The sequence below is a fragment of the Amycolatopsis sp. DG1A-15b genome (assembly GCF_030285645.1).
Lineage (GTDB): Bacteria > Actinomycetota > Actinomycetes > Mycobacteriales > Pseudonocardiaceae > Amycolatopsis.
Map to the genome: position 1 here is coordinate 8,010,078 of NZ_CP127296.1, position 23,423 is coordinate 8,033,500.

At 70.7% G+C, this 23,423-nt stretch carries 19 protein-coding genes and 1 pseudogene; 9 read left to right on the forward strand and 11 right to left on the reverse strand.

Annotated elements, in window-relative coordinates:
- Positions 1-143: 143 nt before the first annotated feature.
- Complete coding sequence (locus QRY02_RS37055; RefSeq protein WP_285987420.1) at positions 144-1,979, forward strand: sensor histidine kinase; 1,836 nt, start codon at positions 144-146, stop codon at positions 1,977-1,979.
- A complete protein-coding gene (locus tag QRY02_RS37060) occupies positions 1,976-2,629 on the forward strand; it encodes a response regulator (RefSeq protein WP_285987421.1) in 654 nt (217 codons plus the stop codon). Before QRY02_RS37055 ends, QRY02_RS37060 begins: the two co-directional genes overlap by 4 nt.
- Here QRY02_RS37060 and QRY02_RS37065 read toward each other — a convergent pair.
- Positions 2,626-2,970 carry a hypothetical protein gene (locus tag QRY02_RS37065; RefSeq protein WP_285987422.1) on the reverse strand — a complete coding sequence of 115 codons (345 nt, stop codon included), beginning with the start codon at positions 2,968-2,970 and terminating at the stop codon, positions 2,626-2,628. The genes QRY02_RS37060 and QRY02_RS37065 overlap by 4 nt on opposite strands.
- A 734-nt stretch (positions 2,971-3,704) precedes the next feature.
- On the opposite strand from QRY02_RS37065, the gene QRY02_RS37070 reads away from it, so the two are divergent.
- Positions 3,705-3,896: a hypothetical protein gene (locus tag QRY02_RS37070; RefSeq protein ID WP_013230980.1), complete on the forward strand. Its 192-nt coding sequence runs from the start codon at positions 3,705-3,707 to the stop codon at positions 3,894-3,896.
- 58 nt (positions 3,897-3,954) lie between these two features.
- The gene (locus tag QRY02_RS37075) at positions 3,955-5,262 is read left to right on the forward strand and encodes an amidohydrolase family protein (protein WP_285987423.1); all 1,308 of its coding nucleotides are present in this window, start codon (positions 3,955-3,957) and stop codon (positions 5,260-5,262) included.
- On the opposite strand, the gene QRY02_RS37080 is transcribed toward QRY02_RS37075, so the two are convergent.
- The 5 genes from QRY02_RS37080 to QRY02_RS37100 all read right to left on the reverse strand — a co-directional run bounded on the left by QRY02_RS37080 (position 5,259) and on the right by QRY02_RS37100 (position 11,512).
- Positions 5,259-5,936: an SDR family oxidoreductase gene (locus QRY02_RS37080; RefSeq protein ID WP_285987424.1), complete on the reverse strand. Its 678-nt coding sequence runs from the start codon at positions 5,934-5,936 to the stop codon at positions 5,259-5,261. The two genes, QRY02_RS37075 and QRY02_RS37080, sit on opposite strands and share 4 nt — an antisense overlap.
- Positions 5,937-5,949: 13 nt before the next feature.
- Complete coding sequence (locus tag QRY02_RS37085; RefSeq protein WP_285987425.1) at positions 5,950-7,569, reverse strand: DUF7850 domain-containing protein; 1,620 nt, start codon at positions 7,567-7,569, stop codon at positions 5,950-5,952.
- Positions 7,570-7,677: 108 nt separating this feature from the next.
- Complete coding sequence (locus QRY02_RS37090; RefSeq protein WP_285987426.1) at positions 7,678-9,738, reverse strand: PhoX family protein; 2,061 nt, start codon at positions 9,736-9,738, stop codon at positions 7,678-7,680.
- Between the two features lie 108 nt (positions 9,739-9,846).
- The gene (locus QRY02_RS37095) at positions 9,847-11,064 is read right to left on the reverse strand and encodes an MFS transporter (protein ID WP_285987427.1); all 1,218 of its coding nucleotides are present in this window, start codon (positions 11,062-11,064) and stop codon (positions 9,847-9,849) included.
- Positions 11,054-11,512, reverse strand: a complete 459-nt coding sequence (locus QRY02_RS37100) for a MarR family winged helix-turn-helix transcriptional regulator (protein ID WP_285987428.1) — start codon at positions 11,510-11,512, stop codon at positions 11,054-11,056. The genes QRY02_RS37095 and QRY02_RS37100 overlap by 11 nt, the downstream gene beginning before the upstream one ends.
- 66 nt (positions 11,513-11,578) lie before the next feature.
- Between QRY02_RS37100 and QRY02_RS37105 the strand changes: the two genes are divergently transcribed.
- Entirely contained in the window at positions 11,579-12,217 is a 639-nt protein-coding gene (locus QRY02_RS37105; protein ID WP_285987429.1) for an HAD family hydrolase, read from the forward strand.
- On the opposite strand, the gene QRY02_RS37110 is transcribed toward QRY02_RS37105, so the two are convergent.
- The 4 genes and pseudogenes from QRY02_RS37110 to QRY02_RS37125 form a co-directional block, all read right to left on the reverse strand.
- Positions 12,210-12,905 carry a hypothetical protein gene (locus tag QRY02_RS37110; RefSeq protein ID WP_285987430.1) on the reverse strand — a complete coding sequence of 232 codons (696 nt, stop codon included), beginning with the start codon at positions 12,903-12,905 and terminating at the stop codon, positions 12,210-12,212. The two genes, QRY02_RS37105 and QRY02_RS37110, sit on opposite strands and share 8 nt — an antisense overlap.
- Complete coding sequence (locus tag QRY02_RS37115) at positions 12,902-13,432, reverse strand: RNA polymerase sigma factor (RefSeq protein WP_285987431.1); 531 nt, start codon at positions 13,430-13,432, stop codon at positions 12,902-12,904. The genes QRY02_RS37110 and QRY02_RS37115 overlap by 4 nt, the downstream gene beginning before the upstream one ends.
- Before the next feature lie 192 nt (positions 13,433-13,624).
- Positions 13,625-14,714, reverse strand: a pseudogene (locus QRY02_RS37120) (inositol-3-phosphate synthase).
- Between the two features lie 72 nt (positions 14,715-14,786).
- Positions 14,787-15,332 (reverse strand): PadR family transcriptional regulator, encoded by a 546-nt coding sequence (locus tag QRY02_RS37125; protein WP_086679623.1) that lies wholly within the window; start codon positions 15,330-15,332, stop codon positions 14,787-14,789.
- A gap of 245 nt (positions 15,333-15,577) precedes the next feature.
- On the opposite strand from QRY02_RS37125, the gene QRY02_RS37130 reads away from it, so the two are divergent.
- The 3 genes from QRY02_RS37130 (at position 15,578) to QRY02_RS37140 (ending at position 21,163) form a co-directional block, all read left to right on the forward strand.
- Positions 15,578-15,973 carry a DUF5318 domain-containing protein gene (locus QRY02_RS37130; protein ID WP_285987432.1) on the forward strand — a complete coding sequence of 132 codons (396 nt, stop codon included), beginning with the start codon at positions 15,578-15,580 and terminating at the stop codon, positions 15,971-15,973.
- Between the two features lie 67 nt (positions 15,974-16,040).
- Entirely contained in the window at positions 16,041-18,722 is a 2,682-nt protein-coding gene (locus tag QRY02_RS37135; RefSeq protein WP_285987433.1) for a transglycosylase domain-containing protein, read from the forward strand.
- 164 nt (positions 18,723-18,886) lie between these two features.
- On the forward strand, positions 18,887-21,163 hold the full coding sequence (locus tag QRY02_RS37140; RefSeq protein ID WP_285987434.1) for a transglycosylase domain-containing protein: 2,277 nt from the start codon (positions 18,887-18,889) through the stop codon (positions 21,161-21,163).
- Positions 21,164-21,229: 66 nt separating this feature from the next.
- On the opposite strand, the gene QRY02_RS37145 is transcribed toward QRY02_RS37140, so the two are convergent.
- Positions 21,230-22,276, reverse strand: a complete 1,047-nt coding sequence (locus QRY02_RS37145; protein WP_285987435.1) for a Gfo/Idh/MocA family oxidoreductase — start codon at positions 22,274-22,276, stop codon at positions 21,230-21,232.
- A gap of 55 nt (positions 22,277-22,331) precedes the next feature.
- Here QRY02_RS37145 and QRY02_RS37150 point away from each other — a divergent pair, with 55 nt between their 5' ends.
- Entirely contained in the window at positions 22,332-23,390 is a 1,059-nt protein-coding gene (locus QRY02_RS37150) for an ROK family transcriptional regulator (RefSeq protein WP_285994029.1), read from the forward strand.
- Positions 23,391-23,423: the final 33 nt, after the last annotated feature.

Here is a 23,423-nt window from a genome sequence, read left to right on the forward strand (position 1 = left end):
GCCGATGAGCCTCGCCGAGAGCCGGGGGTGTCCACTTCGGGCAGACGGCCAGTCACGCGCCGGGCCGCCTCGGCCGATCGGCCGAGGGAGCGCGGGCCACTCGGCCAAGGTGCGGGTGCCGGGGAATCACGTAACGTCACGTTGTGCCCGCCGCGCCCCTGCCGAAAACGCTCTCCACCCGCGCCACCGCCCTGGTGCGGCGCATCGGCGTGCCCTCGGCCGTCCTGCTCGCCGCGCTGCTGTTCGACGTCGCTTACACAACGCAGGCGGCGCTCGACGACGCCGGCCCGCGCTTCGTCGACTTCGGCCTGCTGCCCGGCATCTTCGCGATGGTCGCGTGCGGGCTCTGGGCCCAGAAGCGGGCGGCCGTCGCCGGGGTGGCCGGCGGCGGGGTGCTGATCTTCTCCACCCTCTTCATCCACGCGTTCCACATCCCGCCGTACTCCAGCGTGCTGCCGAAGGTGGCCATCACCGAGGTCGTGGCCGGGGTGCTGATGGTCTACTACGTGGCCCGCCGGGCGCGGGCGGGCGTGGCGTTCTGCGTGGTCGGCTTCCTGGTCGTCGCGGGCCTCGTCGCCGTCTTCGGCCGGTACGCGGGCGTCGGTGAAATCGACGGTGGCACGGGCACCCAGGCGCTGCTGTTCGGCCTGCTGCTGCTCGTCGGCCCGCTGGTGCCCGCCGTCGCGGCCCGCGACCGCGGCCCGCGCGCCGATCCGCGGACGCGGCGGCTGCGCCGGGTGAACGAGCTGGCGATGGGGCAGTGGCCGCTGATGGGGCTGCTCGCCTTCGCCCTGCTCTTCGAGTTCGGCTACACGTACTCGAACACCGCCCGCGGCTTCCCGATCCTGTTCTGCTCGATCCTCGCGGCCGCGATCGCGGTGCTGTCCCCGCGGCGGCCCGCGGACGCGCTCCTCGGCCTCGCCGGGATCATGCTGCTGTCCGCGGTCATCACGCCGTTCCTGCGGCTGCACTCCTACGACTACCCGGTACCGGGCGGCGTGCCGACCACGCAGATCATCGCGGGCATGGGCGTGGTGGTGAACCTGACCCGGGCCCGGGGGCTGAGCCAGTCCTGGGCACGGGTCGCCGTGCTGTCGAGCGTCGTCGCGCTCGGGGCGATCCTCAACTCCGACGCGCGCCGGGGGCTGCAGACCGATCCCCAGACCCTGTCGCTCATCGCCTTCGCCGCGGCGCTGATGCTGGGCATCTCGATCGCCGTCGGCCTGATGCTGCGGTCGCGGGACTCCGAGCGCACCCAAATCGTGCAGGCCGCGGTGAGCGACGCCCAGACGGCCGAGCGGATGGCGCTGGCCCGGGAGCTCCACGACGTCGTCGCCCACCACGTCACCGGGATCGTCGTGCAGGCGCAGGCCGCGCGGATGATGGCCGCGCAGAAGCCGGAGATCGCGGTCGAGGCGATGGCCCGGATCGAGAACGCCGGCGTCGAAGCGCTCGCGGCGATGCGGCGGCTGGTCCGCTCGATGCGCGGCGACGCACCGGCCGGGTCGAGCGAGTTCAGTGAGCAGGCCACCACCGACCTCGGCGCCGACCTGCGGAAACTGGTCGAAACCGCCAACCACGGTGTGCCGACGACGATGCACCTGGACGTGCCGCCGGACCTGCCGCACGAGGTCGGCCGCTCGGCGCTGCGGCTGGTGCAGGAGTCGCTGACCAACGTCGGCAAGCACGCCTCGGGCGCGACCGAAGCCTTCGTCGTCGCCGAGGTCGTGTCCCCTGCCGCTTCCGCCAGGGGGAGTACGTCGGCGGGCTCCCAGCTGCACCTGCGGGTGACGGACAACGGGCGCGCGACGGCACACCGGCCGGCCGGCGGGTCGGGCGGCTACGGTCTGGTCGGCATGCGCGAACGCGTCGCGCTGCTCAAGGGCCGGTTGTCGGCCGGGCGGGGCCCGGACGGCGGCTGGCGCGTCGAAGCTTGGCTGCCGCTGGCGGCCGGAGAAGACACGGAAGGGGACGAGTGATCCGGGTACTGATCGCCGACGACCAGGAGATGGTGCGGATGGGCTTCCGCATGATCCTGGACGCGCAGGACGACATCGAGGTCGTCGCCGACGTCGCGGACGGCGTCTCGGCGGTCTCGAAGGCCCGCGAACTGCGCCCGGACGTCTGCCTGCTCGACATCCGCATGCCGGGCCTCGACGGCCTGGAGGTGGCCCGGCAGCTGGCCGGGCCGGACGTGGCCGACCCGCTGAAGGTGGTCGTCGTCACGACGTTCGACCTCGACGAGTACGTGCACACGGCACTGCGCAACGGCGCGTCCGGGTTCCTGCTGAAGGACGCGGGCCCGGCGCTGCTGATCGAAGCCGTCCGCGCGGCCGATCGCGGCGACGCACTCGTGTCGCCGCAGATCACCGTGCGGCTGCTCAAGCACTTCGACGGGTCCGGCTCGGCGAAGCGGCAGGTCGCGCCCCCTTCCGAGCCGCTGACCGCCCGTGAACTGGACGTCGTCAAGGCGGCCGCGCGCGGGTTGACCAACACCGAAATCGGCGCGGAGCTGTTCATGTCCCTGTCGACGGTGAAGACGCACCTGGCCTCGGTGCAGAGCAAGATCGGCGCGCGGAACCGGGTGGAAACCGCGGCCTGGGCGTGGCGGAGCGGAGTCGTTTCCTAGTCGGTGTCCCTCCGCCACACCAGCAGCAACGTGGCCATGAGCGCGAAAACCAGCCCGACGAGCAAGGCCGACAGCCACGCGGGCCAGTGCAACGACATCCCGGTCAAGGTGACGCCGACTGCGGCGAGGACCGAAATGCCGACGATGATCGCGGCAGCGCACGCGTAGGCGATCCGGCCCCCGGCGTCGCCCGCGTCGACCTCGCCTTCGGCCTCGCCGGACAGCGGGCCGAAGGCGATCTTGAGGCGCCCTCTCACCTTCACGCGCTCGACGTGCACCTCGGCGCGTTCCGAGGGGTTCGGCTCAGCCTTGGACAGGTCCGTCTCGATCGCCTCGTCCACCGATCTCCCTCACCTTCCCTGACCGGTGCTGGCGGTGCACCGGACGGACGGTCCCTCATTAGTTGGTCGACACCGTACCACCAATGCGGTGAAGTGATGCTCAAAGCGAGTACAGAGAGTAATAGAAGATCAATATATTTGACCCGGCTGACACGCGAGTCGTCAGGTTTTTGTCAACTCTGCCCAAGCTGCCACCCGACGGGACACCGGCGAGGCGACACCGACGCTGACAACGTGGTCAGCGCGGTAAGAGCTCTACTCCACAAAGGACGTTGTAGCGATTTGGCGACGCCGAACGTTCAATTGATTTATGCGGACCGAACAGACCACCCGGCAAATTGGCTCAGTCGATCGCGAGGGCCGATGACTACGTACCGCTACCCACGGGTAGGGTATCCAGGTAACATGCATCTCAGACGCATCTCTCATACGTTCATCAGCTTGACAGCAGCTACGCGACACGCGGATGATGAGCATGAATCCGGAGGTACGGGACCTCCGGGTGACGCACTTGTCCGCCGAACGTCGCTTCCGACGGGTACCGGCTGCAGTGACGCAGCCGAGCTCGGCGAAGTGCTCCGGGGCCGGCCATTGGGGGACCGCGCCTCGCATACGAAAGGACGGTTGTCGTGACACCGAAAAGTGGGTCGGTAACAAACGAACTCGGTGAAGCGAAAACCGCTCCCGGAAAGCCTCCGCCTCGCGGCGGCGGTGGTGGCGGGGGGCTGGAGCGGGTGACCGTGAACCTGGTTCCCCGTGCGTCGCGAGCCCTGGACCGGGCCGTCGAACTCACCGGGGATTCGAAGACCGACACGATCAACCGGGCTTTGCAGGTGTACGCCGTCCTCGAGGAAGCGGTGAGCAAGGGCGGCGAGGTGGTGATCCGCCACAGCTCGGGGGACCAGGAAGTGATCCGCTTCGTCTGACCCCCCGGGGGTCGGCGACGGCCTCGGAAGGCCCGTCGCGGGTGCGTAGTATCCAGAGATGCAACGCCGTTTCCACGCCCCTGTCGTTCTCCCCGCCGACCCGTCCTGTTCGCTTCTCCGTGACGCGGTCGTCGATGTCGACGCCGATGGGCGCATTTCGTACTGCGGACCGGCGGCCACCGCCCCCGAATCCGCCGCACCGGTCACCACCCTGACCGGCATCCTGCTGCCCGGCCTGGTCAACACGCACGCGCACAGCCCGATGACCCTGCTGCGCGGCATGGGCGGCGACCTGCCGCTGCTGCCCTGGCTGAACGAGATCATCTGGCCCGCCGAGGCGAAGCTGCGCCCCGACGACGTCCGCACCGGCATGCTGCTCGGCTCGGTCGAGATGCTCCGCCACGGCGTCACGACCAGCGCCGAGATGTACTTCGAAGGCGAGCAGCTGGTCGACGCGGTCCTCACGACGGGCGGCCGCGTGCTGGTCGCGCCGCCGGTGATGGAGCTGCCCGGGCTCGACTGGCGCGCCCAGCTGGCCGGCATCGAGCGCTGGATCGACACGGACGGCCTCCGCTTCGGCCACGGCGACCGCATCGAGCTGGGCTACGGCCCGCACTCGGCGTACATGCTGTCCGCGGAGGGGCTGCGCGCGACGGCGGAGTCGGCTCGCTCGCGCGGTGCGCTGGTGCAGATCCACGTCGCGGAGGCGGCGGCGGAAGACACGGCGGTCCGTGCCTCGCACGGTTCGGTGCCGGCGCTGCTTCGTGAACTGGGCATGTTTGACGGCCGGGTGCTGGCCGCGCACTCGATCCACCTCTCGGACGAGGACATCGCGCTGTTCGCCGCGCACGGGGTCGGCATGGCGCACTGCCCGGGGTCGAACGCGAAGCTGGCTTCGGGCATCGCGCGGATCGCGGACCTGCGCGCGGCGGGGGTCGCGGTCGGGCTGGGCACGGACGGCCCGGCCTCCAACGACGACCTCGACCTGTGGGAAGAACTGCAGCTCGCGGCCATGTTCGCGCGCTTGGCGACGGGTGACTCGACGGTGCTGACGGCGGCGGACGTGTTCCTGCTGGCCACCCGCGGTGGAGCTGCGGCATTGGGCCGCACGGACATCGGCGCGCTGGAAGCAGGCCGGTGGGCCGACCTGGTGCACATCGACCTGGACGACCCGGCGTTCGCGTGCGGCCTGGAGGTGCCGGACGTGCAGCTGCTGTCCAACCTCGTCTGGGCGGCCGGCTCACGGCGGGTGCGGGACGTGTGGGTCGCGGGCGAGCAGGTGGTGGCCGACGGCGAGCCGGTGAAGGTGGACCGGGCCAAGGTGCAGGCCGGCGTGGCCGAGACGGCGGCGCGCCTGCGGGTCTAGCGCGGGCGGAGGATGACCTCCGTCGGGTGGGCGTCCGGGGTGGCGGACACCGCGGTCACCACCGCGGTGGCCACCGAGTCCGCCTTCAGCAGGTGCGACGTGTCGTACTCGCGCCCTTCGCCCGCGAAGATCGCCTGCTGCATCTCCGTGTCCGTGCGGCCCGGGTAGACCGACGTCACGCGGATGTGGCGCTCCTCCTCGCGGAGGGCGTCGGCGAAGGCGCGGACCGCGAACTTGCTCGCCGCGTACGGGGACCAGCCCGGGCGGGCGTTCAGGCCCGCGCCCGAGTTGACCACCACCACGTGGCCGCCCGCCGCGCGCAGGGCGGGGAGCAGCAGGCGGGTCAGCTCGACCACCGCCAGGGTGTTGACCTCGAAGTTGTCGCGCCACGCCTCAGCGGAAGCCTCCTCGATGCGGCCCAGGCGCGCCACTCCCGCCGAGTGGACCAGCACGTCGAGGGACGAGATGTCCGCGGCCGCCGAAGCGAGCGAAGCGGGATCCGTCAGCTCCACCGGCCACGGCTTCGCGCCCGGGAGCTCCTTCGCCAGTGCGGCCAGCGCGTCGGCGTCGCGGCCGCCGAGGAGTACCCGGTGCGTCGGGGCCAGCTGGTGGGCGATCGCCGCCCCGATTCCGCGGGATGCGCCGGTCACCAGGGCGAGGGGAAGATCCGTCATGCCTCCACCGTAGCTACGCGAAGCCCACGTCCACCGTGCGGTCGTCGCGCTTGCCGGTGCCGAGGGTGCGCGGTTCCGCGCAGCCGGACGCCGGGTCCACGTCGGAATCACGGGCGTCGTCGCCGGTGTCCTTGACCGTCGGGTGGTGGCCGTCCGTGGTGAAGCACACCTGGTACGTGCCGTCCGCCAGGCCGTCGAAGCCGTACGCGCCGCCCGCGCCGGTGACGACGCTCGCCACTTCCTTGCCGCTCGCGTCCTTCAGCACCACCTTCACGCCGGCGAGACCCGGTTCGCCCGCGTCCTGCAGGCCGTTGCCGTCCGTGTCGGCCCAGGCGAAGTCGCCGAGCCGGTTCGCCGGGGAGAGCAGCCCGAGGTCCACCGCGAAGTCTTCGTGGGACGGCCCGCCCACGGTGCGCGGCGCGGTGCAGCCGTCCGGGCCGGCGTCCGAATCGCGATCGTCGCTGCCCGCATCACGGCGGGTCGCGGTGAAGTCCGCCGGAACGGTGAAGCAGACCTGGTACGTGCCGTCCTTCAGCTTCTCGAAGCCGTACTTGCCCTTGTCGTCGGTCGTCGCGGTGCCGACCGTGCCGCCCGCGCCGTCCTTCAAAGTCACCTTGACGCCCGCGACGCCGGGCTCGTCCGCGTCCTGCAGGCCGTCGCGGTTGCGGTCCGCCCAGACGAAGTCGCCGAGCTTCGCGATGGCCGGCGGCGGCTGCACCGTGATCGTCGCCGACGCCGTCTTGTCGCCGAGCGTGCCGCCCGGGTAGTGCACGCCGGTGACCTTCGCCGTGTTGACGTGCCCGCTGTCGGCCACCGTGAGGTCCGGGTGGTCGCAGGTCAGCTGCCGGTTCGCGCCCGCGGCCAGCGCGAACGGCTCGAACGTCCCGGGGCACCACGGGTCCTGCACCGTGATCCCGGTGAGGTCCTGGGTGCCCTCGTTGGTCACGGTGACGCGGTAGTGCGCGGTTTCGCCCGCGGTGACCGTCGCGAACGAGGCCCACGCGCCGGTCGCCGGGTTCTGCACTTCCTTCTTCACCGAGTACGCCGCGAGCTGGAGGTCGACGCAGTCCCAGTGCAGCCGGTCGAGGGTGGTCGTGGCGAAGAACTTCACCGCGGCCGCTTTCGCCGGCGCCGTCGCCGCCGGGAAGTCCTGCTGGACCAGGGTGCCGTCGCCGACGTAGTGGTCGGCGACGAGCTTGGTCTCCTGGATCTGCGTGCCGGTGGCGTCGTAGAACCGCAGGCCGGTGGCCGGTGCGTACCTCGGCGCGCGCGAAGCGGTCCAGACGCTGAGGGCGTAGACGCCGCCGGGGACGAACCGCTCGGTCTGGTAGGCGGTGCTGGTCTTGCCGTCCGGCGTCTGGACGACCGCCGTCCGCTCCCCGTCGACGGCGTACTCCCGCTCGGTCAGCAGCTTCGGCACCTTCGCGGCCGGTGTTCCGGGCGGGACCGGCGCGGCCGGGGCGAACACGTACCCGTCCGGGGCGCCGCCCCGCGCCGCGAGCTCGACGCTCGGGTTCGCCGCGAGCCCGCCGCAGGCCGGCGGCGCGTCCGCGGCGGTGGAGGTGGACGCGGGCACGACCGCCGCCGCGATCGCCACCACCGCCACCGCCACCGTGCGCCCCGAGAAGATCACCTCTCGACTATGGCGCGCGAAACGGGCCCGCACCGGCCGAGAACCGTCCACTTAAGAGTGAACCTTATTCTGGTCAGGCCGGCGCTTCGGCCGGCGCGGGCCGGTGCGTCAGCGCTCGCCGATGCGGCCGGGCAGCCCGAAGCGGCCCTTCTTCCACACCGAGACGATGGCCGGCCGCGGCTGCGCGGTACCGCCGTCCGGCCAGTGCGACGTCGGGTTCGCCGAGCTCGTCGCGTTCTCACCCGGGTGCTGGACCGCCACGAGCACCAGGTTGTCCGTCACGACCGGGCCACACGTCTCGGCGCCGACCGGCACCGACAGGAACTGCTTGACGTGCCCGCGCTCCGGACCGGCGACCGGCACCGAGAACAGGCCGTCGTTCGCGCCGAGGGCATTGCCGTCGGTGGAGATCCAGAGGTTTCCGTGCCGGTCGAAGGCCACGTTGTCCGGGCAGGAGATCGGGCTGACCTGGTCCTTCGGGAAACCGCCGAAGTAGGTGTCCGCCGCCTGGGGATCGCCGCAGACCAGCAGCAGCCGCCAGGAGAACCGGGTCGACGCCGCGTCGCCGCAGTCCTCCTCCCACTCCAGGACGTGGCCGTTCTTGTTGCCCACCCGCGGGTTCGGCTCGTCGGCACCGGCCTTGCCCGTCGCGCCGCGGTCGCTGTTGTTGGTCAGCGCCGCGTAGATCCGGCCGTTGACCGGGTTCGGCTCGATGTCTTCCGGCCGGTCCATCTTCGTGGCGGCCACCTGGTCCGCGGCCTGGCGCGTGAAGACGTAGACCTCTTCGGCGGTGAAGCCGTCCACAAAGGACTTGTCGCCGCTCGCGAGCGGGATCCACTCGCCGGTGCCGTCGAACTCGCCGTCGGCGGGCAGCGTGCCCTTGCCGTCGATCTCCGCGGCCGGGCTGTCGCCGGTGAAGCGGCCGACGTAGAGCGTGCCCTCGTCGAGCAACGCCGAGTTGTGCCGCCGCGCGTGCGCGCTGTTGCCCGGCTTGTACTTGCCCTTCGAGACGAACTTGTAGATGTATTCGAACCGGCTGTCGTCCCCGGAGTAGACGGCGACCCGGCCGTCGGCGGTGATCTTGATGTTCGCGGCCTCGTGCTTGAACCGGCCGAGCGCGGTGTGCTTGACCGGCGTCGAGTTCGGGTCGTTGGGGTCGATCTCGACGACCCAGCCGAACCGGTTCGGCTCGTTGGGCTCCTGCGCGACGTCCCAGCGCTTGTCGAACCGCTCCCACTTGCGGGTGCTCGTGCCGGCGCCGACGGAGTAGCGCTTGAGCCGCGCCGCCGCGACCGGGTCGGTGACCTTGTCGGAGTTGGCGAAGTACTGGTCGAAGTTCTCCTCGCCGGAGAGCACCGTGCCCCACGGCGTCACGCCACCGGAGCAGTTGTTCTGCGTGCCGCGGACCTTGCGCCCGCTCGGGTCGGCCGAGGTCCTGAGGTACTTCGAGCCGGCGGCCGGGCCACGGACCTCGAAGATCGTGTCGAGGGTGATCCGGCGGCCGTACCGGCTGGGGACGACATCGAGGCCGCCGTGGATCGGGTCGCGGCGCGCCTGCAGCACCGAGAGGCCGTGCGCGGCCCAGGCGATCTTCGCCTGCTCCTCGGTCGGGTTGGCCGGGTCGTACTGGTCGGCCGGGAACATGTGGACCTCGGTCGTGTACTCGTGGTTGACCACGAGCAGGTTCGACAGCCCCAGCGGGTCCTGCGGGATCAGGCCGACGAAGTCGTTGTTGTAGCCGAACTGCTTGGCCTGCGCGGCCGCGGTCTGCTTGGTGAAGTCGAACTTCGGCGCACCCGCGACGACCGGGTCACCCCAGCGGACGACGACGCGCTGGGCGTAGCCGTCGGGGATGCTGACCGCGTCGAGCTTGTTCGGCGGGACCGGCGTGAAGTCGGTGCCGGGCACCGGGCGCGGGCGCGGCTTCTGCGCGGGCGCGGCGGCCGCGGTTCCCGACAGCGCGGCGAACCCACCCGCGGCGGCGGCCATCACGGCGCCCGCCTTGAAGACCCGGCGGCGGGAGATGTCCTTGACGACGTCGCCGAAGTACTCGTTGCCGGATTCGTTGGCCTCGGGGTGCGCGCACGCGTTGCCGCAGCGGTATTCGCAGGTGATCGGGGAGCGGCCACCCGGGTGAGCGGGGAACAGCGGGAGCAGGCGGTCGAGCACTTCGCCTCCATGGTGGGGTTCGGGAACGAACCGAACCTAAGCTCCGAAAACCAGCCGTTCCGGACATTCAGATGAACATCGGGTGTACCGCCACCCCGATCGGCCGCGTCAGAACTCTTCGCCGACGAGCACCGCCTCCTGCGGCAAGGTGTGCGGGTCCGCCTTCTTCTCCCGCAGCGAGAGCAGCGCACCCGCGACGACGCACAGCACGGCCGAGGCGACGAACGGCGCCTGCGGTGAGCCGAACCACTCGGCGACGTGCCCGACGAGCGTCGCGGCGACCGCGCCACCCAGCCAGCGGCAGAAGTTGTAGCCCGCGCTGGCGACCGGGCGCGGCGCGTCGCTGATCGCCATCGCGGTGCCGGTGAACAGCGTGTTCAGCAGGCCGGACACCAGCCCGGAGACGATGATCCCGGCAACGAGCACCGGCTTGCTCGGCACGGCGAGGACCAGCATCAGCACGGCGTACCCGAAGACGGCGGCCGCGGCGGCGTGCCGCTCGCCGAGCTTGGCGGCCAGCCGCGGCGCGAGGGCGACCCCGGCGACGGCGACGCACAGGCCCCAGCCGCAGAACACCAGGCCGACGGCGATCGCGCTCCAGCCGAGGACGAACGGCGACCAGGCGAGCACCGCGAAGAACGCGGCGGTGTACAGCGCCGAGGCGACGGAGGTGCGCAGCAGGCCGGTGTGCTTCAGCGCGCGCAGGGGGTCGAGCAGCTTGATCGGGGCGCGCCGCTCGTGCTTGTCGCTGTCGAGGAAGACCGCGCACAGCACGAGCGCGCCGGCCATCAGGATCGCGGTGCCGAGGAACGGGCCGCGCCACGAGATGCTGCCGAGCAGCGCGCCCAGCAGCGGGCCGACCGACAGGCCGACGCCGAGAGCGGCCTCGTAGAGCAGGATCGCGCCGGACTGGCCGCCGGTCGCGGCGCCGACGATCACCGAAAGCGCGGTCGCGATGAAGAACGCGTTGCCGAGACCCCAGACCGCGCGCAGCCCGACGAGTTGTTCGATCGACCCGGCGGCCGCGCAGAGGGCGGTGGCGGCGACGATCAACGTGAGCCCGACGAGCACGGTCCGCTTCGCGCCGAAGCGGGCGCTCGCCGCACCGGTGAGCAGCATCGCGACGACCTGGACGCCGAGGTAGGACGAGAAGAGCAAGGTGACCTGGGACGGCGTCGCGTCCAGGCCCTTGGCGATGGACAGCAGGATCGGGTCGACGAGCCCGATCCCCATGAAGGCGATGACCGCGGCGAACGCGGTGATCCACACCTGCTTGGGCTGGCCCTTCACGGCGTCCAGCAGGCTCGAGTGGTGTTCAGCGCTCATCGCTGATCAGTTCCTCCTTCTTGGTGTCGACGAGCAATTTGGCGAGAGCGGGCAGGGCGGCTTCGATCGCGGCGCGGTCGGTTTCGTCCATGGCGATCAGCCGCTCGCGGAGGAACTCCTCGCGAGCCGTCACCAGTTCGGCGTAAAAACGCAGGCCCTCGTCGGTGACCTCGACCAGCACCGCGCGGCCGTCGGCGGGGTCCGGCCGGCGCGTCGCGAGCCCGAGCCGTTCGAGCCGGCCGACGACGTCGGTCATCGACGGCAGCTTGACCCGTTCGAACTCGGCCAGCGCGCTCATCCGGCGCGGACCGCCGTTGACCAGCTCACTCAGGACCGAACCCTGGGTGAGGGTCAGCATCAGCTGCGGGGTCTGGCGGCGCACCTGGTGGTACAGGCGGAAGACCAGCGGCCGCAGCCGGTGGGCGAGATCGGTGATCGCGGAAGTCACTTAGCCAGGCTAACAAAATTTAGTAAGGGTAGCTAAGTAAGTCGGCTCACAGGCTAGGCTCGGACCATGGACGCGGTGATCTTCGACCTCGACGGCGTACTGGTGGACTCCGAGCGGATCTGGGACGAAGTGCGGCGCGCGGTCGTCGCCGAGCACGGCGGCACCTGGCGCGAGGAGGCAACCCGCGCGCAGCAGGGGATGAGCACCCCGGAGTGGGCGCGTTACCTGGTGGAGGAGCTGGGCGCGCAGCTCACGCCACCGGAGATCGCGACGGTGGTGGTCAAGCGGATGGCGGCGCGGTACGCGGCGGAGCCACCGTTGATCCCGGGGGCGGTGGACGTCGTCCGGCAGGTGTCGGCGCGGTGGCCGGTCGCGATCGCGAGCTCGTCGCCGGTGATCCTGATCAAGGGGTTCCTGGACGTGACGGGCCTCCCGGTGGGGGCGGCGGTGTCGTCCGAGCAGGTCGGGGCGGGGAAACCGGCGCCGGACGTGTATTTGAGGGCGGCCGAGCTGCTGGGGGTGCCACCGCAGGATTGCGCGGCGGTCGAGGACACGACGAACGGGCTGCGGTCGGCGTTGGCGGCGGGGATGGCGGTGTACGCGGTGCCGAACCCGCATTTTCCGCCGGATGCCGAGGTGCTGGGGCAGGCCACGGCGGTGGTGGAGAAGATCACCGACTTGCCGGGAGCGCTGGGGCTCAGCTGACTTCGAAGCGCACCGGCGGCGAACCCGGGTTCACGTCGGCGAGGAACACCTGGCCCAAGTCCACCGAGGCGACCACCCTGGCTTGGCTCAGATCACCCGCGGCGTCGTAGAGGCGCAGCACGTGCACCGCCCGGTCGACGAGGAAAACCGCCTTGCCAGCGGGCAGCGGCCCGCCGTTCTTGCCGACGTACCCGGCGCTCACGGGATGACCCGACACGGGAACGCACGACGGCGACTCGACGCCGAAGTTCGAGTCCGGGCCGCCGTGGGTCGCTCCCTTGGGCAGCGCCTCGACGCAGAACACGGGCCGTCCCGTGGTGTCGAGGGCTTGGGAGGCGTACGAGGTCCAGGCGTCCGTTTGCCCCACGAAGTCGGTGAGGGCCTTCGGCTCACCCGGGGCGCTCAATGGCGGCGAGATCAGGGGCTGCGCGAGCACCAGTTCCTGTCCCGGGCGGGCCGCCGGCTCCGGTGCCGGGCTCGGAGCGGTGTTCAGCTGCGTGGCCAGCAACACGCTGGTCAGCACCACCAGCACCGCCGCCAGCGGGGCGGCCCACACCGCCGCCCGGCGACGCCTCACCGGCCGCCGCTGCCTTCGCTGCTGCTCCGCCCACGCCGCGTCGAGGTTGGGCGTGACCTCCCCGGCCTGCTCCCGCAGCGTCTCGGCCAGCTTGCGTTCGAGGTCGGTCATCGCTCACCTCCCAGGTCGTCCCCCAGGTGCTTGCGCAGATTCTCCATCGCGTGGTGCGTCGTCGCCTTCACCGTGCCCTGGGAGATGCCCAGGGTCTCCGCGATGGCCGCCGTGCTGAGGTCCAGCCAGTAGCGGAGCACCAGCACCTCGCGCTGTCGGCGGGACAGCCGCGCCAGCACCGCGCGCAGCCGCTGGTGCTCCCAGTTCGCCACCGCCCTGACCTCGGCCGACAGCTCGTCCGGCGGCCGCTCCTGCGGGGTTCGCCGGACGACGCGCAGGTGCCGGGTCCGCGACCGCGACATGTTCACCACGATCGTGCGGAGGTAGCCGGCCACCCGCGAGTGGTCGGTCAGGGAGTCCCAGCGCTGGTGGAGCTTGACGAAGGCCTCCTGCGCCACGTTCTCCGCGTCGTCCGCGCCGAGCAGGTGGGCCAGCCGGGTCATCTGGCCGAAGTACTCGCGGAAGAGGTCGTGGAAGGTCGGCACGCCCAGGTCCCCCGGCGCGCTTTCGCCCACACTCGCACTCACACCCCGCCAACGCCCACCCCGCCCCACCGGTTTAGCCATCCGGCCGAAAAGTAGGCCGCCCCCCGTACGACACGTAACCTCCACTCCCAAGCCGTTCGGCCGTGACTGTGGTCGGATGGGTAAAGACCGGCACAGTGTCCATCACGCGAAGAAGGCCGCCACCAGCGGTGACGGCCTTCGACGATGACAGCTTTACCGCTCGAGCTCGCCGCGGATGAACTTGTCGACGGCGTCGCGCGCGGTCGAGTCGTCGTACTGCTCCGGCGGCGACTTCATGAAGTACGACGACGCCGACAGGATCGGGCCGCCGATGCCGCGGTCGAGCGCGATCTTCGCCGCACGCACCGCGTCGATGATGATGCCCGCCGAGTTCGGCGAGTCCCACACCTCGAGCTTGTACTCCAGGTTCAGCGGCACGTCACCGAACGCGCGGCCCTCGAGCCGGACGTAGGCCCACTTGCGGTCGTCGAGCCACTGCACGTAGTCCGACGGCCCGATGTGCACGTTGCCCTTGCCGAGGTCGCGGTCGACCTGCGACGTGACGGACTGGGTCTTCGAGATTTTCTTCGACTTCGAGCCGCTCGAGCTCCTTCATGTTCAGGAAGTCCATGTTCCCGCCCACGTTGAGCTGCATCGTCCGGTCGAGCTGGACGCCGCGGTCCTCGAACAGCTTCGCCAGCACGCGGTGCGTGATGGTGGCGCCGACCTGGGACTTGATGTCGTCGCCGACGATCGGGACGCCGGCGTCTTCGAACTTCTTCGCCCACTCCGGGTCGGAGGCGATGAACACCGGCAGCGCGTTGACGAACGCCACACCGGCGTCGATCGCGGCCTGGGCGTAGAACTTGTCGGCCACCTCGGAACCCACGGGCAGGTACGACACGAGCACGTCGGCCTCGGCCTCGCGCAGCGCCGCGACGATGTCGACCGGGGTCTCGTCGGACTCCTCGATCGTCTCGCGGTAGAAGCGGCCGAGCCCGTCGTGGGTGTGGCCGCGCTGGACGGTGACGCCGAGCGGCGGCACGTCGGCGATCTTGATGGTGTTGTTCTCGGAGGCGAAGATCGCCTCGGACAGGTCGCGGCTGACCTTCTTGGCGTCCACGTCGAACGCGGCGACGAACTCGATGTCGCGGACGTGGTAGCCGCCGAAGTCGACGTGCATCAGACCGGGGACGCGGGTGGCCGGGTCCGCGTCGCGGTAGTACTGGACACCCTGGACCAGCGACGCCGCACAGTTGCCGACGCCCACGATGGCCACCCGTACGCGGCGGTTCTCGCCCATGGGGGTTTCTCCTTCAATCCGTGTCTGTTCAGTAGGTCTGGTGCCGCCACGCTGCGGCCCGGGCCGGGCGGCTCAGGTCTCCGGACCCTGCCGTTCGGCTTGTTCGTGCGCGATCAGCTCGTTGAGCCAGCGCACCTCCCGCTCGCTGGTCTCCAGCCCCAGCCGGTGCAGCTCGCGGGTGTAGCGATCGATCTTCTCCTCGGCCCTGGCCAGCGCCGCCCGCATCCCCTCACGGCGTTCTTCGACGCGGCGGCGGCGGCCCTCGAGGATCCGCATCCGCACGTCGGCCGGCGTCCGCGAGAAGAAGGCCAGGTGAACGCCGAAACCTTCGTCGTCCCAGGTCTGCGGCCCGGCGTCGCCGAGCAGCTCACCGAAGCGCTCCTTGCCCTCCGCGGTGAGCTTGTAGACCCGCCGTCCGCGCCGCGACCACGCCCGGTCGTCGGCCTCGTCCAGCTCTTCGACCAGGTACCCGGCCCGCAGCAGCTTCCGCAGGGTCGGGTACAGCGAGCCGTACGAGAACGTCCGGAACGTGCCGAGCGTCTCGTGCAGCCGCTTGCGCAGCACGTACCCGTGCATGGGCGCTTCGTGCAGAAGACCGAGGATCGCGAACTCCAGCACACCGCACCCCCTTCCGGGAACAAACCGAGACGAGCCACGTTGCTCCGAACGATCGCCTCGATCCAACCTACTCAGCCACTATATCGCGCCGATACATCGAAGTGGCGAAGCTAACCTCGCCCGATTACCCATCGGGGACGAAATTCACCGGAGAGTTATCGAACGTCCGGCGTGTCCGCCCCGGTCACGGGCTAGGTGGCGCTAGGGGGCGTGGACGACACAGGAAGAGCCCGTACTCTGTCCTCGTGATTAACCAGCGGCAGGTCGTGGACTACGCGCTGCAGCGCCGTGCGCTGCTGGCCGAAGTCCGCTCCGGGCGCGTCGGCAGCCACGAAGCCTGCGACGCGAGCCCGTACCTGCTGCGAGCGGCGAAGTTCCACGGCCGGGACGGTGACCTGCCCTGCCCGATCTGCCGCCAGGAGCCGCTGACCCTGGTGTCCTGGGTCTACGGCGACGAGCTCAAGCACGTCGCGGGCTCGGCCAGGACACCCGAAGAGCTGGCCAGGATGGCGGGCTCGTTCGCCGAGTTCACCGTGTACGACGTCGAAGTGTGCCGGGCATGCCACTGGAACCACTTGGTGCGGTCATACGTCCTCGGCACAGGGGAACCGGTCGGTCCGCGAAGGACCGCAGGCCGGTGAGCCACCGCACGACCATCGCAACACGCAGGTCAGTACCCCTGCGGGTACTGATCCGGGAGGCCCATCCGTGACCGACGACAACCGCTCCTGGCCGAACCAGGAGCCAGACGCACCCCGTCGCGCCCAGTGGCCGGGTGAAGACGCGGGACCGGCGTGGCCCGGTGAGTCGCCCCGGCGCGCCAACCCGGCGCGCGGTGGCGCCGGGCAGGGCGGTCCGGCCTGGCCCGCCGGCGACGAAGGTGGCCAGCAGTGGCCCGGTGAGCAGCCACGACGCCCGCAGGCGCCCCGCGGCCAGAGCGGTGCGGACGCCCGGCGCCAGCCGCCCCCGCCCGGTGGCCGACGTCCCGGTCAGCCCCCCGGCTCGCCGCCCCAGGGCTTCCGGCAGCCCCCGCCCGGCGGCCGCCGTCCGGAACCGGAACCCGAACGTGAGCCGGATCTCATCACCCACCACGCGCACAACGGGACCGAAGACGGCTACGAGCCGTACGACGACGACCGGTTCGACGAGTTCGCCGACGACGTCGAGCCCCAGCAGGAGCTCGACGAGAAGGGCCGCAAGGTCCTCACGCCGGCGCAGCGGAAGAAGCGCCGCTGGAAGATCATCCGGCGGGTCGCCTACGCCTTCGTCGGCGTCTTCTTCGTCGTTCCCGCGATCGCGTTCGTGATCACCTACTTCATGGTCGACGTGCCGACGGCGGAGAGCGTCGCTGCCCTGCAGAGCCAGCCGATCACCTACTACTACGCCGACGGCAAGACGGTGATGGGGAAAGAAGTGCCCAAGAGCGGCAACCGCCAGCTGCTCAAGCCGGGCGAGATCCCCGACGTCGTCAAGCACGCCGTGTACTCGGCCGAGGACGCGACGTTCGAGACCAACTCCGGGTTCGACGTCACCGGCATCCTCCGCGCGGTGTTCAAGCAGGCCACCGGCGGGCAGGGCGGTGGGTCGACCATCTCCCAGCAGTACATCAAGAAGGCCACGGAGAACGACGCCCCGACGCTGACCCGCAAGTGGACCGAGCTGGCCAAGTCGTTCAAGATGAACAACCAGCAGTCCAAAGAAGAGATCATCACCGGGTACCTGAACATCGTGTACTTCGGCCGCGGGGCGAACGGCATCCAGGCCGCCGCGAAGTCCTACTTCAACAAGGACGCCAAGGACCTCAGCGCGTCGGAAGCCGCGCTGCTGGCCGGCCTGATCCAGGGACCGAGCAGGTCGGAGAACCAGGAGTACGCCCAGAGCCGGTGGACGTACGTGATGGACCAGATGGTGGCCAACAAGTGGCTGCGCGCCGACGAACGCGCGGCCGCGCAGTTCCCGACGCCGATCCCGAAGAACGCCAACAAGGAGCAGGACTCGGGCAAGATGACCTACCAGCTCCAGCAGCGGATCAAGGAAGAGCTGGGAGCGAAGGGCTACGACGAGACCAAGCTGTTCGCCACCGGTGCCAAGATCTACACCACGATCGACCCGGCGGCGCAGGACGCGGCGGACCAGGCCGTCCAGGAGGGCATGAAGGGCCAGACGGACGAGAAGCTGCTCGCCGCGCTCGTGGCCGTGGACCCGAAGACCGGCGGCATCCTCGCCTACAACTACGGCCCGGAAACCGTCAAGGACAAGGACGGGCAGGACGCGATCGGTCAGGACCGGGCGAACCAGGCCCGCAACCCGGGCTCGTCGATGAAGCCGTTCGACCTGACCGGGTTCCTCAAGATGGGCGGCGGCCTCGGCGACATTTTCGACGGCTCGGACAACCGCAAGTTCCCCGGGGTCGCCAAGCCGGTCCGCAACGCGGGCGAGAACGAAAGCTGCGGTACGCAGTGCACGGTCGCGAGAGCGATGGAGATTTCGGCGAACACCGTGTTCTACGACATGGTGTTCAACAAGGTGAAACCGAAGGGGGTCGTGACGGCGGCGAAGCAGGCCGGTGTCCGGACGACCGACGAAGGTGGCACCGCCACGCTGTTCGACGGAGACAACAACATCTCGCTCGGCGGTGGTAAGACCCAGGTGGCCCCCAGGGACATGGCTTCGGCGTACGCGTCGTTCGCCAGCGGCGGCGTCTACCACGAGCAGCACTTCGTCTCGAAGCTGACGAACGCCCAGGACGAGGTGGAGTTCGACGAGAACAACATCAAGTCCAATCCGGCGTTCGACAACGATGCGGCGAAGAGCCAGCAGATCGCCGGCAACGTCACCGAAGCGCTGAAGCCGGTCATCGGGCATTCGAGCCTGAAGTGCCCGCCCGGCCACGAGTGCGCCGGCAAGACCGGTACGCAGCAGTACTCGCCCAAGGAGGGTGACCCCGCCTCGTACAACAATCTCAACGCCCAGACCTGGATGGTGGGCTACACCCCGTCGGTGTCCGCCGCGGTGTGGGTCGGCGGCGACGGCAACCAGCCGCTGCACGACTCGAAGAACAAGCCGATCTTCGGTTCCACGATCGCCGGTCCGACCTGGCAGAACTTCTTGAACCTCTACCTCAAGGGCAAGCCGCCGGAGAAGTTCGACAAGGTCGAGCCGCTCGGCAAGGACGTCAACGAGGTGACCACGACGCCGCAGAAGCCCTCGAACACACCGACGCCGTCGGAGCCCCCGAGCACGACGTCGTCCCAGCCGCCCCCGGAGACGTCCACCGAAACCGAGACCTCGACTTCCCGGACGAGGACGTCCCGGCCGGGCCCGACCCCCCCGTCGCTGCCCGGCGGCGGTGACGGGCTCGGCAGACCACCGGGTTCGGAACAAGGATGACCGAAGGCCCCGCACTGGACAGTGCGGGGCCTTCGCGTTTCCGTGAACCACCGCCGTCCGTGGTCCGTGTGGAGTGTCGAGGGGTCTGCGCCCGCAGCCCACCGGCGTACCGAGGACGGCCCGTGTACACCGACCGAAATCGCTCGAGGTCCGGCCGCAGGCCGGTGCCGCGTGGTCGCTCCCAGCCACGCCGGCCCCTCCCGCGGCTGGACGAACCGGACGACCCCGCCACCGACGTCACCCCGGCCCCACCGCCGGACCCGCGCAGCCGCCGCTGGCGGACGGTCCGCCGGGTGCTGTACGTCTTGTCCGGCCTGTTCTTCCTGGTGCCCGCGGTCGCCTTCGTGATCACGTACTTCGCCGTCGACGTGCCTTCACCGGACAAAGTCGCGCAGTCGCAGGGCCAGGCGGTCACCTACCTCTACGCCGACGGCACCGAGATGGGCAAGGACGTGCCCGCCGGCGGGAACCGGCAGATCCTCGACCCGGCCCAGATCCCGGACGTCGTCAAGAAGGCCGTGATCGCCACCGAGGACGCGTCCTTCGAGACCAACTCCGGCTTCGACGTCTCCGGCATCCTGCGGGCCGCCTACAACCAGGTCACCGGCGGGTCCGGTGGCGGCTCGACGATCTCGCAGCAGTACATCAAGGTCTCCTCCGGCGACGACGCGCCGACGCTGACCCGCAAGTGGGTCGAGCTCGCGAAGTCGTTCAAGATGAACCAGACCTACCAGAAGGCGGACATCATCACCGCCTACCTCAACACCATCTACTTCGGCCGCGGCAGGTACGGCGTCCAGGCGGCGGCGCAGGCGTACTTCGGCAAGGACGCCGCCCAGCTGAACTACTCCGAGGCCGCGTTGCTCGCCGGGCTGATCCAGCAACCGGGCCGTTCGGAGAACGCGACCGTGGCCCGCGACCGGTGGAACACCGCGTTGGACCGCATGCAGCGCAACGGTTATCTCACTCCCGCCGACCGGAAGGCGGCGCGGTTCCCGACGCCGATCCCGCTGGTCGAATCGCGGCAGGCGAACGCGATCAACCCGTTCGTCCGGAAGCAGGTGAAGGCCGAGCTGGCCGCGGCGGGGATTCCCGAGGAGAAGTACTACTCGGGCGGGTTCCAGGTGTTCACGACGATCGACTCGAAGGCGCAGGCAGCCGCCGAGAAGGCCGTGGCCGAGGGGATGGCCGGGCAGACCGACGACCGCATCCTCGACGCGCTGGTCGCCGTCGACCCGAAGTCCGGCGGCGTGCTCGCCTACTACGGCGGTGCGCCGATCGTGAAGGGCCCGAACGGCGAGGACCAGGCCGGCCGCGACTGGGCGGACGAACCGCACAACCCCGGGTCGTCGATGAAGCCGTTCGACCTCACGGCGTTCCTCAAGGGCGGCCGCGGGCTGAACGCGGTGTTCGACGGCCGCTCGCCGCGGACGTTCCCCGACGTGCCACTGCCGGTGCGCAACGCCGGCACCACCAGCAGTTGCTCCGAGCAGTGCACGGTGGCCGAGGCGATGCAGCGGTCCACCAACACCGTCTTCTACGACATGGTGCTCAACGTGACCAAGCCGGGCGGGGTGGCCGAAGCCGCGCAGGAGGCGGGCATCCGGACGAAGGACAACGGCGGCCGCAGCGTGCTGTTCACCGGGGACAACAACATCTCCATCGGCGGCGGCCAGACCGCGGTCACGCCGGCGGACATGGCCGCGGGGTACGCGACCTTCGCCGCCGGCGGTGTCCAGCACGGCCGCCACTTCGTGCAGAAGGTGACGAATGCCCAGGGCGAAACCGCCTACGAGGCCGACGTGCGCGCGACGGACGCCTTCGCGGACAACGACCGCGGCAAGAGCCGGCAGATCGCCGGGAACGTGACCGCCGCGCTGGCGCCGGTGATCCCGTTCTCGCGGCTGACCTGCCCGCCCGGCCACGAGTGCGCGGGCAAGACCGGCACCCAGCAGCACACGCCGGGCGACGACGAACCCGCGTCCGCGGCGAACACGAACTCGCAGACGTGGATGGTGGGCTACACACCCTCGGTCTCCGCCGCGGTCTGGGTGGGCGGTGACGGCGACAAGGCGCTGCGCGGCCCGACCGGCCAGCCGCTGACCCCGTCCGTCGTGGCCGGTCCGGTGTGGCAGCGGTTCATGCAGCTCTACCTGACCGGGAAACCGGCCGAGCGCTTCGACCGGGTCCAGGCGATCACCGCGCCGCAGGACGACCAGCTGCAGCTCCAGCTTCAGTTCCAGCAGCAACAACAACAGCAACAGCAGCAGTTGCCTCAACAGCAGCAGGACCAGCGCTTCACGATCGGCCGCGGTGACGGCAACCAGCAGCAACAGCAACAACCACAGCAGGACCGCGTGCGCGGCAACGACCGGCGCGACGGCCGGGGCCCCGGCCGCGGCAACGGGAACGACACCGGCCAGGCGAACTTCGGCCCGTGACCGGGCCGGGGGAGGTGGCCGTGACCTCGGAGCTGGGGGTCACCGAGGTCACGGCCGGTCAGGGGGTCAGAGCTCGACCACGGTGCCTTCGACGCCGGCGCGGCGGGCCGCCTCGATCACGCGCAGGGCCTCGACCGACGACGCCGGGTCGACCGGGAACTCGCCTTCGCCACGCAGGGCGTCGCGCACCTGGGCGTAGAACTGCTCGTAGCGGCCGGTCTCGGTCGGCACGGTCTCGATTTCCGGGCCGACGCCGAGCTTCCCGGCGTCCGCCGCGGGCTCGGTGCCCCAGCCCGCGTCGCCGGGGCGCAGGCCCGCCTTGATCTGCGGTTCCTGCACGTCGAGGCCGTACTTGGTGAAGGTCGCCCGGTCACCGAGCACCCGGAACCGCGGGTTCTGCGTGCCCGCCAGCGCGGTCGCCCACAGGTGCGACCGGACGCCGTTCGCGTGGTGCAGCGCGACGAAGACGTCGTCGTCGACCTGGACGCCGGCCCGGCGGCGGTCGACCTCCGCGTAGACCCGGGTGACCGGGCCGAACAGCTGCAGCGCCTGGTCGACGATGTGCGCGCCGAGGTCGTAGAGCAGACCGCCGGCTTCGGCCGGGTCGCCGAACTCGCGCCAGTTGTCCTTGGGCTTCGGCACCCAGCGGTCGTAGCGGGACTCGAAGCGGAACACCTCGCCGAGCCGTCCCGAATCGAGGACCTTCCGCACGGTGAGGAAGTCGGAGTCGAGCCGCCGGTTCTGGAAGACCGTCAGGCCGACGCCCGCCGCCTTCGCCGCGTCGACGACCTGCTCGGCTTCGGCCGCGGTCGGCGCGAACGGCTTGTCGACGACCACCGGCAAGCCGGCTTCGATCGCCCGCAGCGCGAGGGGGACGTGCGTGCGGTTGGGCGTGCTGACCACGACGAGGTCGAGATCGCCCGCCCGCTCGAACAACGCGTCGGCGTCCGGCGCGATCTCCGCGCCCGGGTGGTCGATGCGCGCCTGGCCGGCGTTGCTCGACGTGGTGATCACCGCCGGGGTGAGCCCGGGCGTCGCCGCCACCAGGGGCGCGTGGAAGACGCGGCCCCCGATGCCGTACCCGAGGATGCCCACGCGCAAGTCGTCCGCCATGCCGTTATTAAACAACAGCGTTGCCTAATTGGCCAGACGTGCGAAGATCCTGTCCATGGCGGACACCGGGGTGAACCTGCGCGACGTGCGCGAGCACAACCGTGTCCTGCTGCTCACGCACATCCTGCGCGCCGGCGGCCTCAGCCGGGTCGAACTCGCCGAACGCACCGGGCTCACCCAGCAGGCCGTCTCCAAGATCGTTCCCGAACTGCTCGACACCGGCCTGCTGGACGAGCAGCGGCAGCCGTCCGCCGGCGTGGGCAAGCCCCGCACGGCGCTGCGCATCCGGGCGGGCGCCAAGCACGCACTCGGCGCGCGCCTCGACCGCGACGAGTACCGCGTGCTGCGCGCCAACCTCATCGGCGAGGTGGAGGAGACGGCGGGCGGCCCGCTGCCACCCGGCTTCACGCCCGCGCAGGCCGTCGACGCCATCGCGACCACGGCCCTCGAACTCGCCGACGGCTTCGACGTGCTCGGCCTCGGCCTCGGCGCGGTCGGCCCGCTGGACCACCGCGCCGGCCTGGTCCGCGACGCGACGAACATGCCCGGCTGGCACGACGTGCCCCTGCGGGAGCTGCTGGAGCAGCGCACCGGGCTGCCGGTGACGCTCGACAAGAACACCAACGCCGCCGCGTTCGCCCGGCTCTGGCCGCACGGCGATCCGACGGCGACCGCGGTGGTGCTCGTCGGCACCGGCATCGGCGTCGGCCTGCTGATCGACGGGCGGCTCTACCGCGGCCCGCGGACCAACGCGGGTGAGTTCGGGCACACCACGATCGCCTACGACGGGCCGCGCTGCGCCTGCGGGCGACGCGGCTGCGTCGAGATCATGGCCAAGCGGGCACCGGACACCCGGACCGCCGCCGGCTTCCTCGGCATCGGGCTGGCCGACCTGGTGCAGGTGCTCGACCTCGAGCGGATCGTGCTGGCCGGGCGGGCGGTCCGGGACGAGCCGGAGGTCCACCGGGAAGCCGTCTCGGCCCGGCTCGGGGAACTGCTGCCGCTGCCGCACTGGCAGCGGATCGAGGTCGTCGAAGACGGCTCCGGCGAGGAGATCGTCACCCGCGGCGCGGCCGCGGAGGTGCTGGCCTCGTACTACGCGAATCCGGCATGATCACCGGCTGCACCACCGCGCACGCCGATCACC

Coding starts and splice junctions, on each gene's coding strand:
- QRY02_RS37075 (WP_285987423.1), top strand. CDS start 3,955: ATGCAACGCCGTTTCCACGCCCCTGTCGTTCTCCCCGCCGACCCGTCC.
- QRY02_RS37080 (WP_285987424.1), bottom strand. CDS start 5,936: ATGACGGATCTTCCCCTCGCCCTGGTGACCGGCGCATCCCGCGGAATC.
- QRY02_RS37095 (WP_285987427.1), bottom strand. CDS start 11,064: ATGAGCGCTGAACACCACTCGAGCCTGCTGGACGCCGTGAAGGGCCAG.
- QRY02_RS37105 (WP_285987429.1), top strand. CDS start 11,579: ATGGACGCGGTGATCTTCGACCTCGACGGCGTACTGGTGGACTCCGAG.
- QRY02_RS37110 (WP_285987430.1), bottom strand. CDS start 12,905: ATGACCGACCTCGAACGCAAGCTGGCCGAGACGCTGCGGGAGCAGGCC.
- QRY02_RS37145 (WP_285987435.1), bottom strand. CDS start 22,276: ATGGCGGACGACTTGCGCGTGGGCATCCTCGGGTACGGCATCGGGGGC.
- QRY02_RS37150 (WP_285994029.1), top strand. CDS start 22,332: ATGGCGGACACCGGGGTGAACCTGCGCGACGTGCGCGAGCACAACCGT.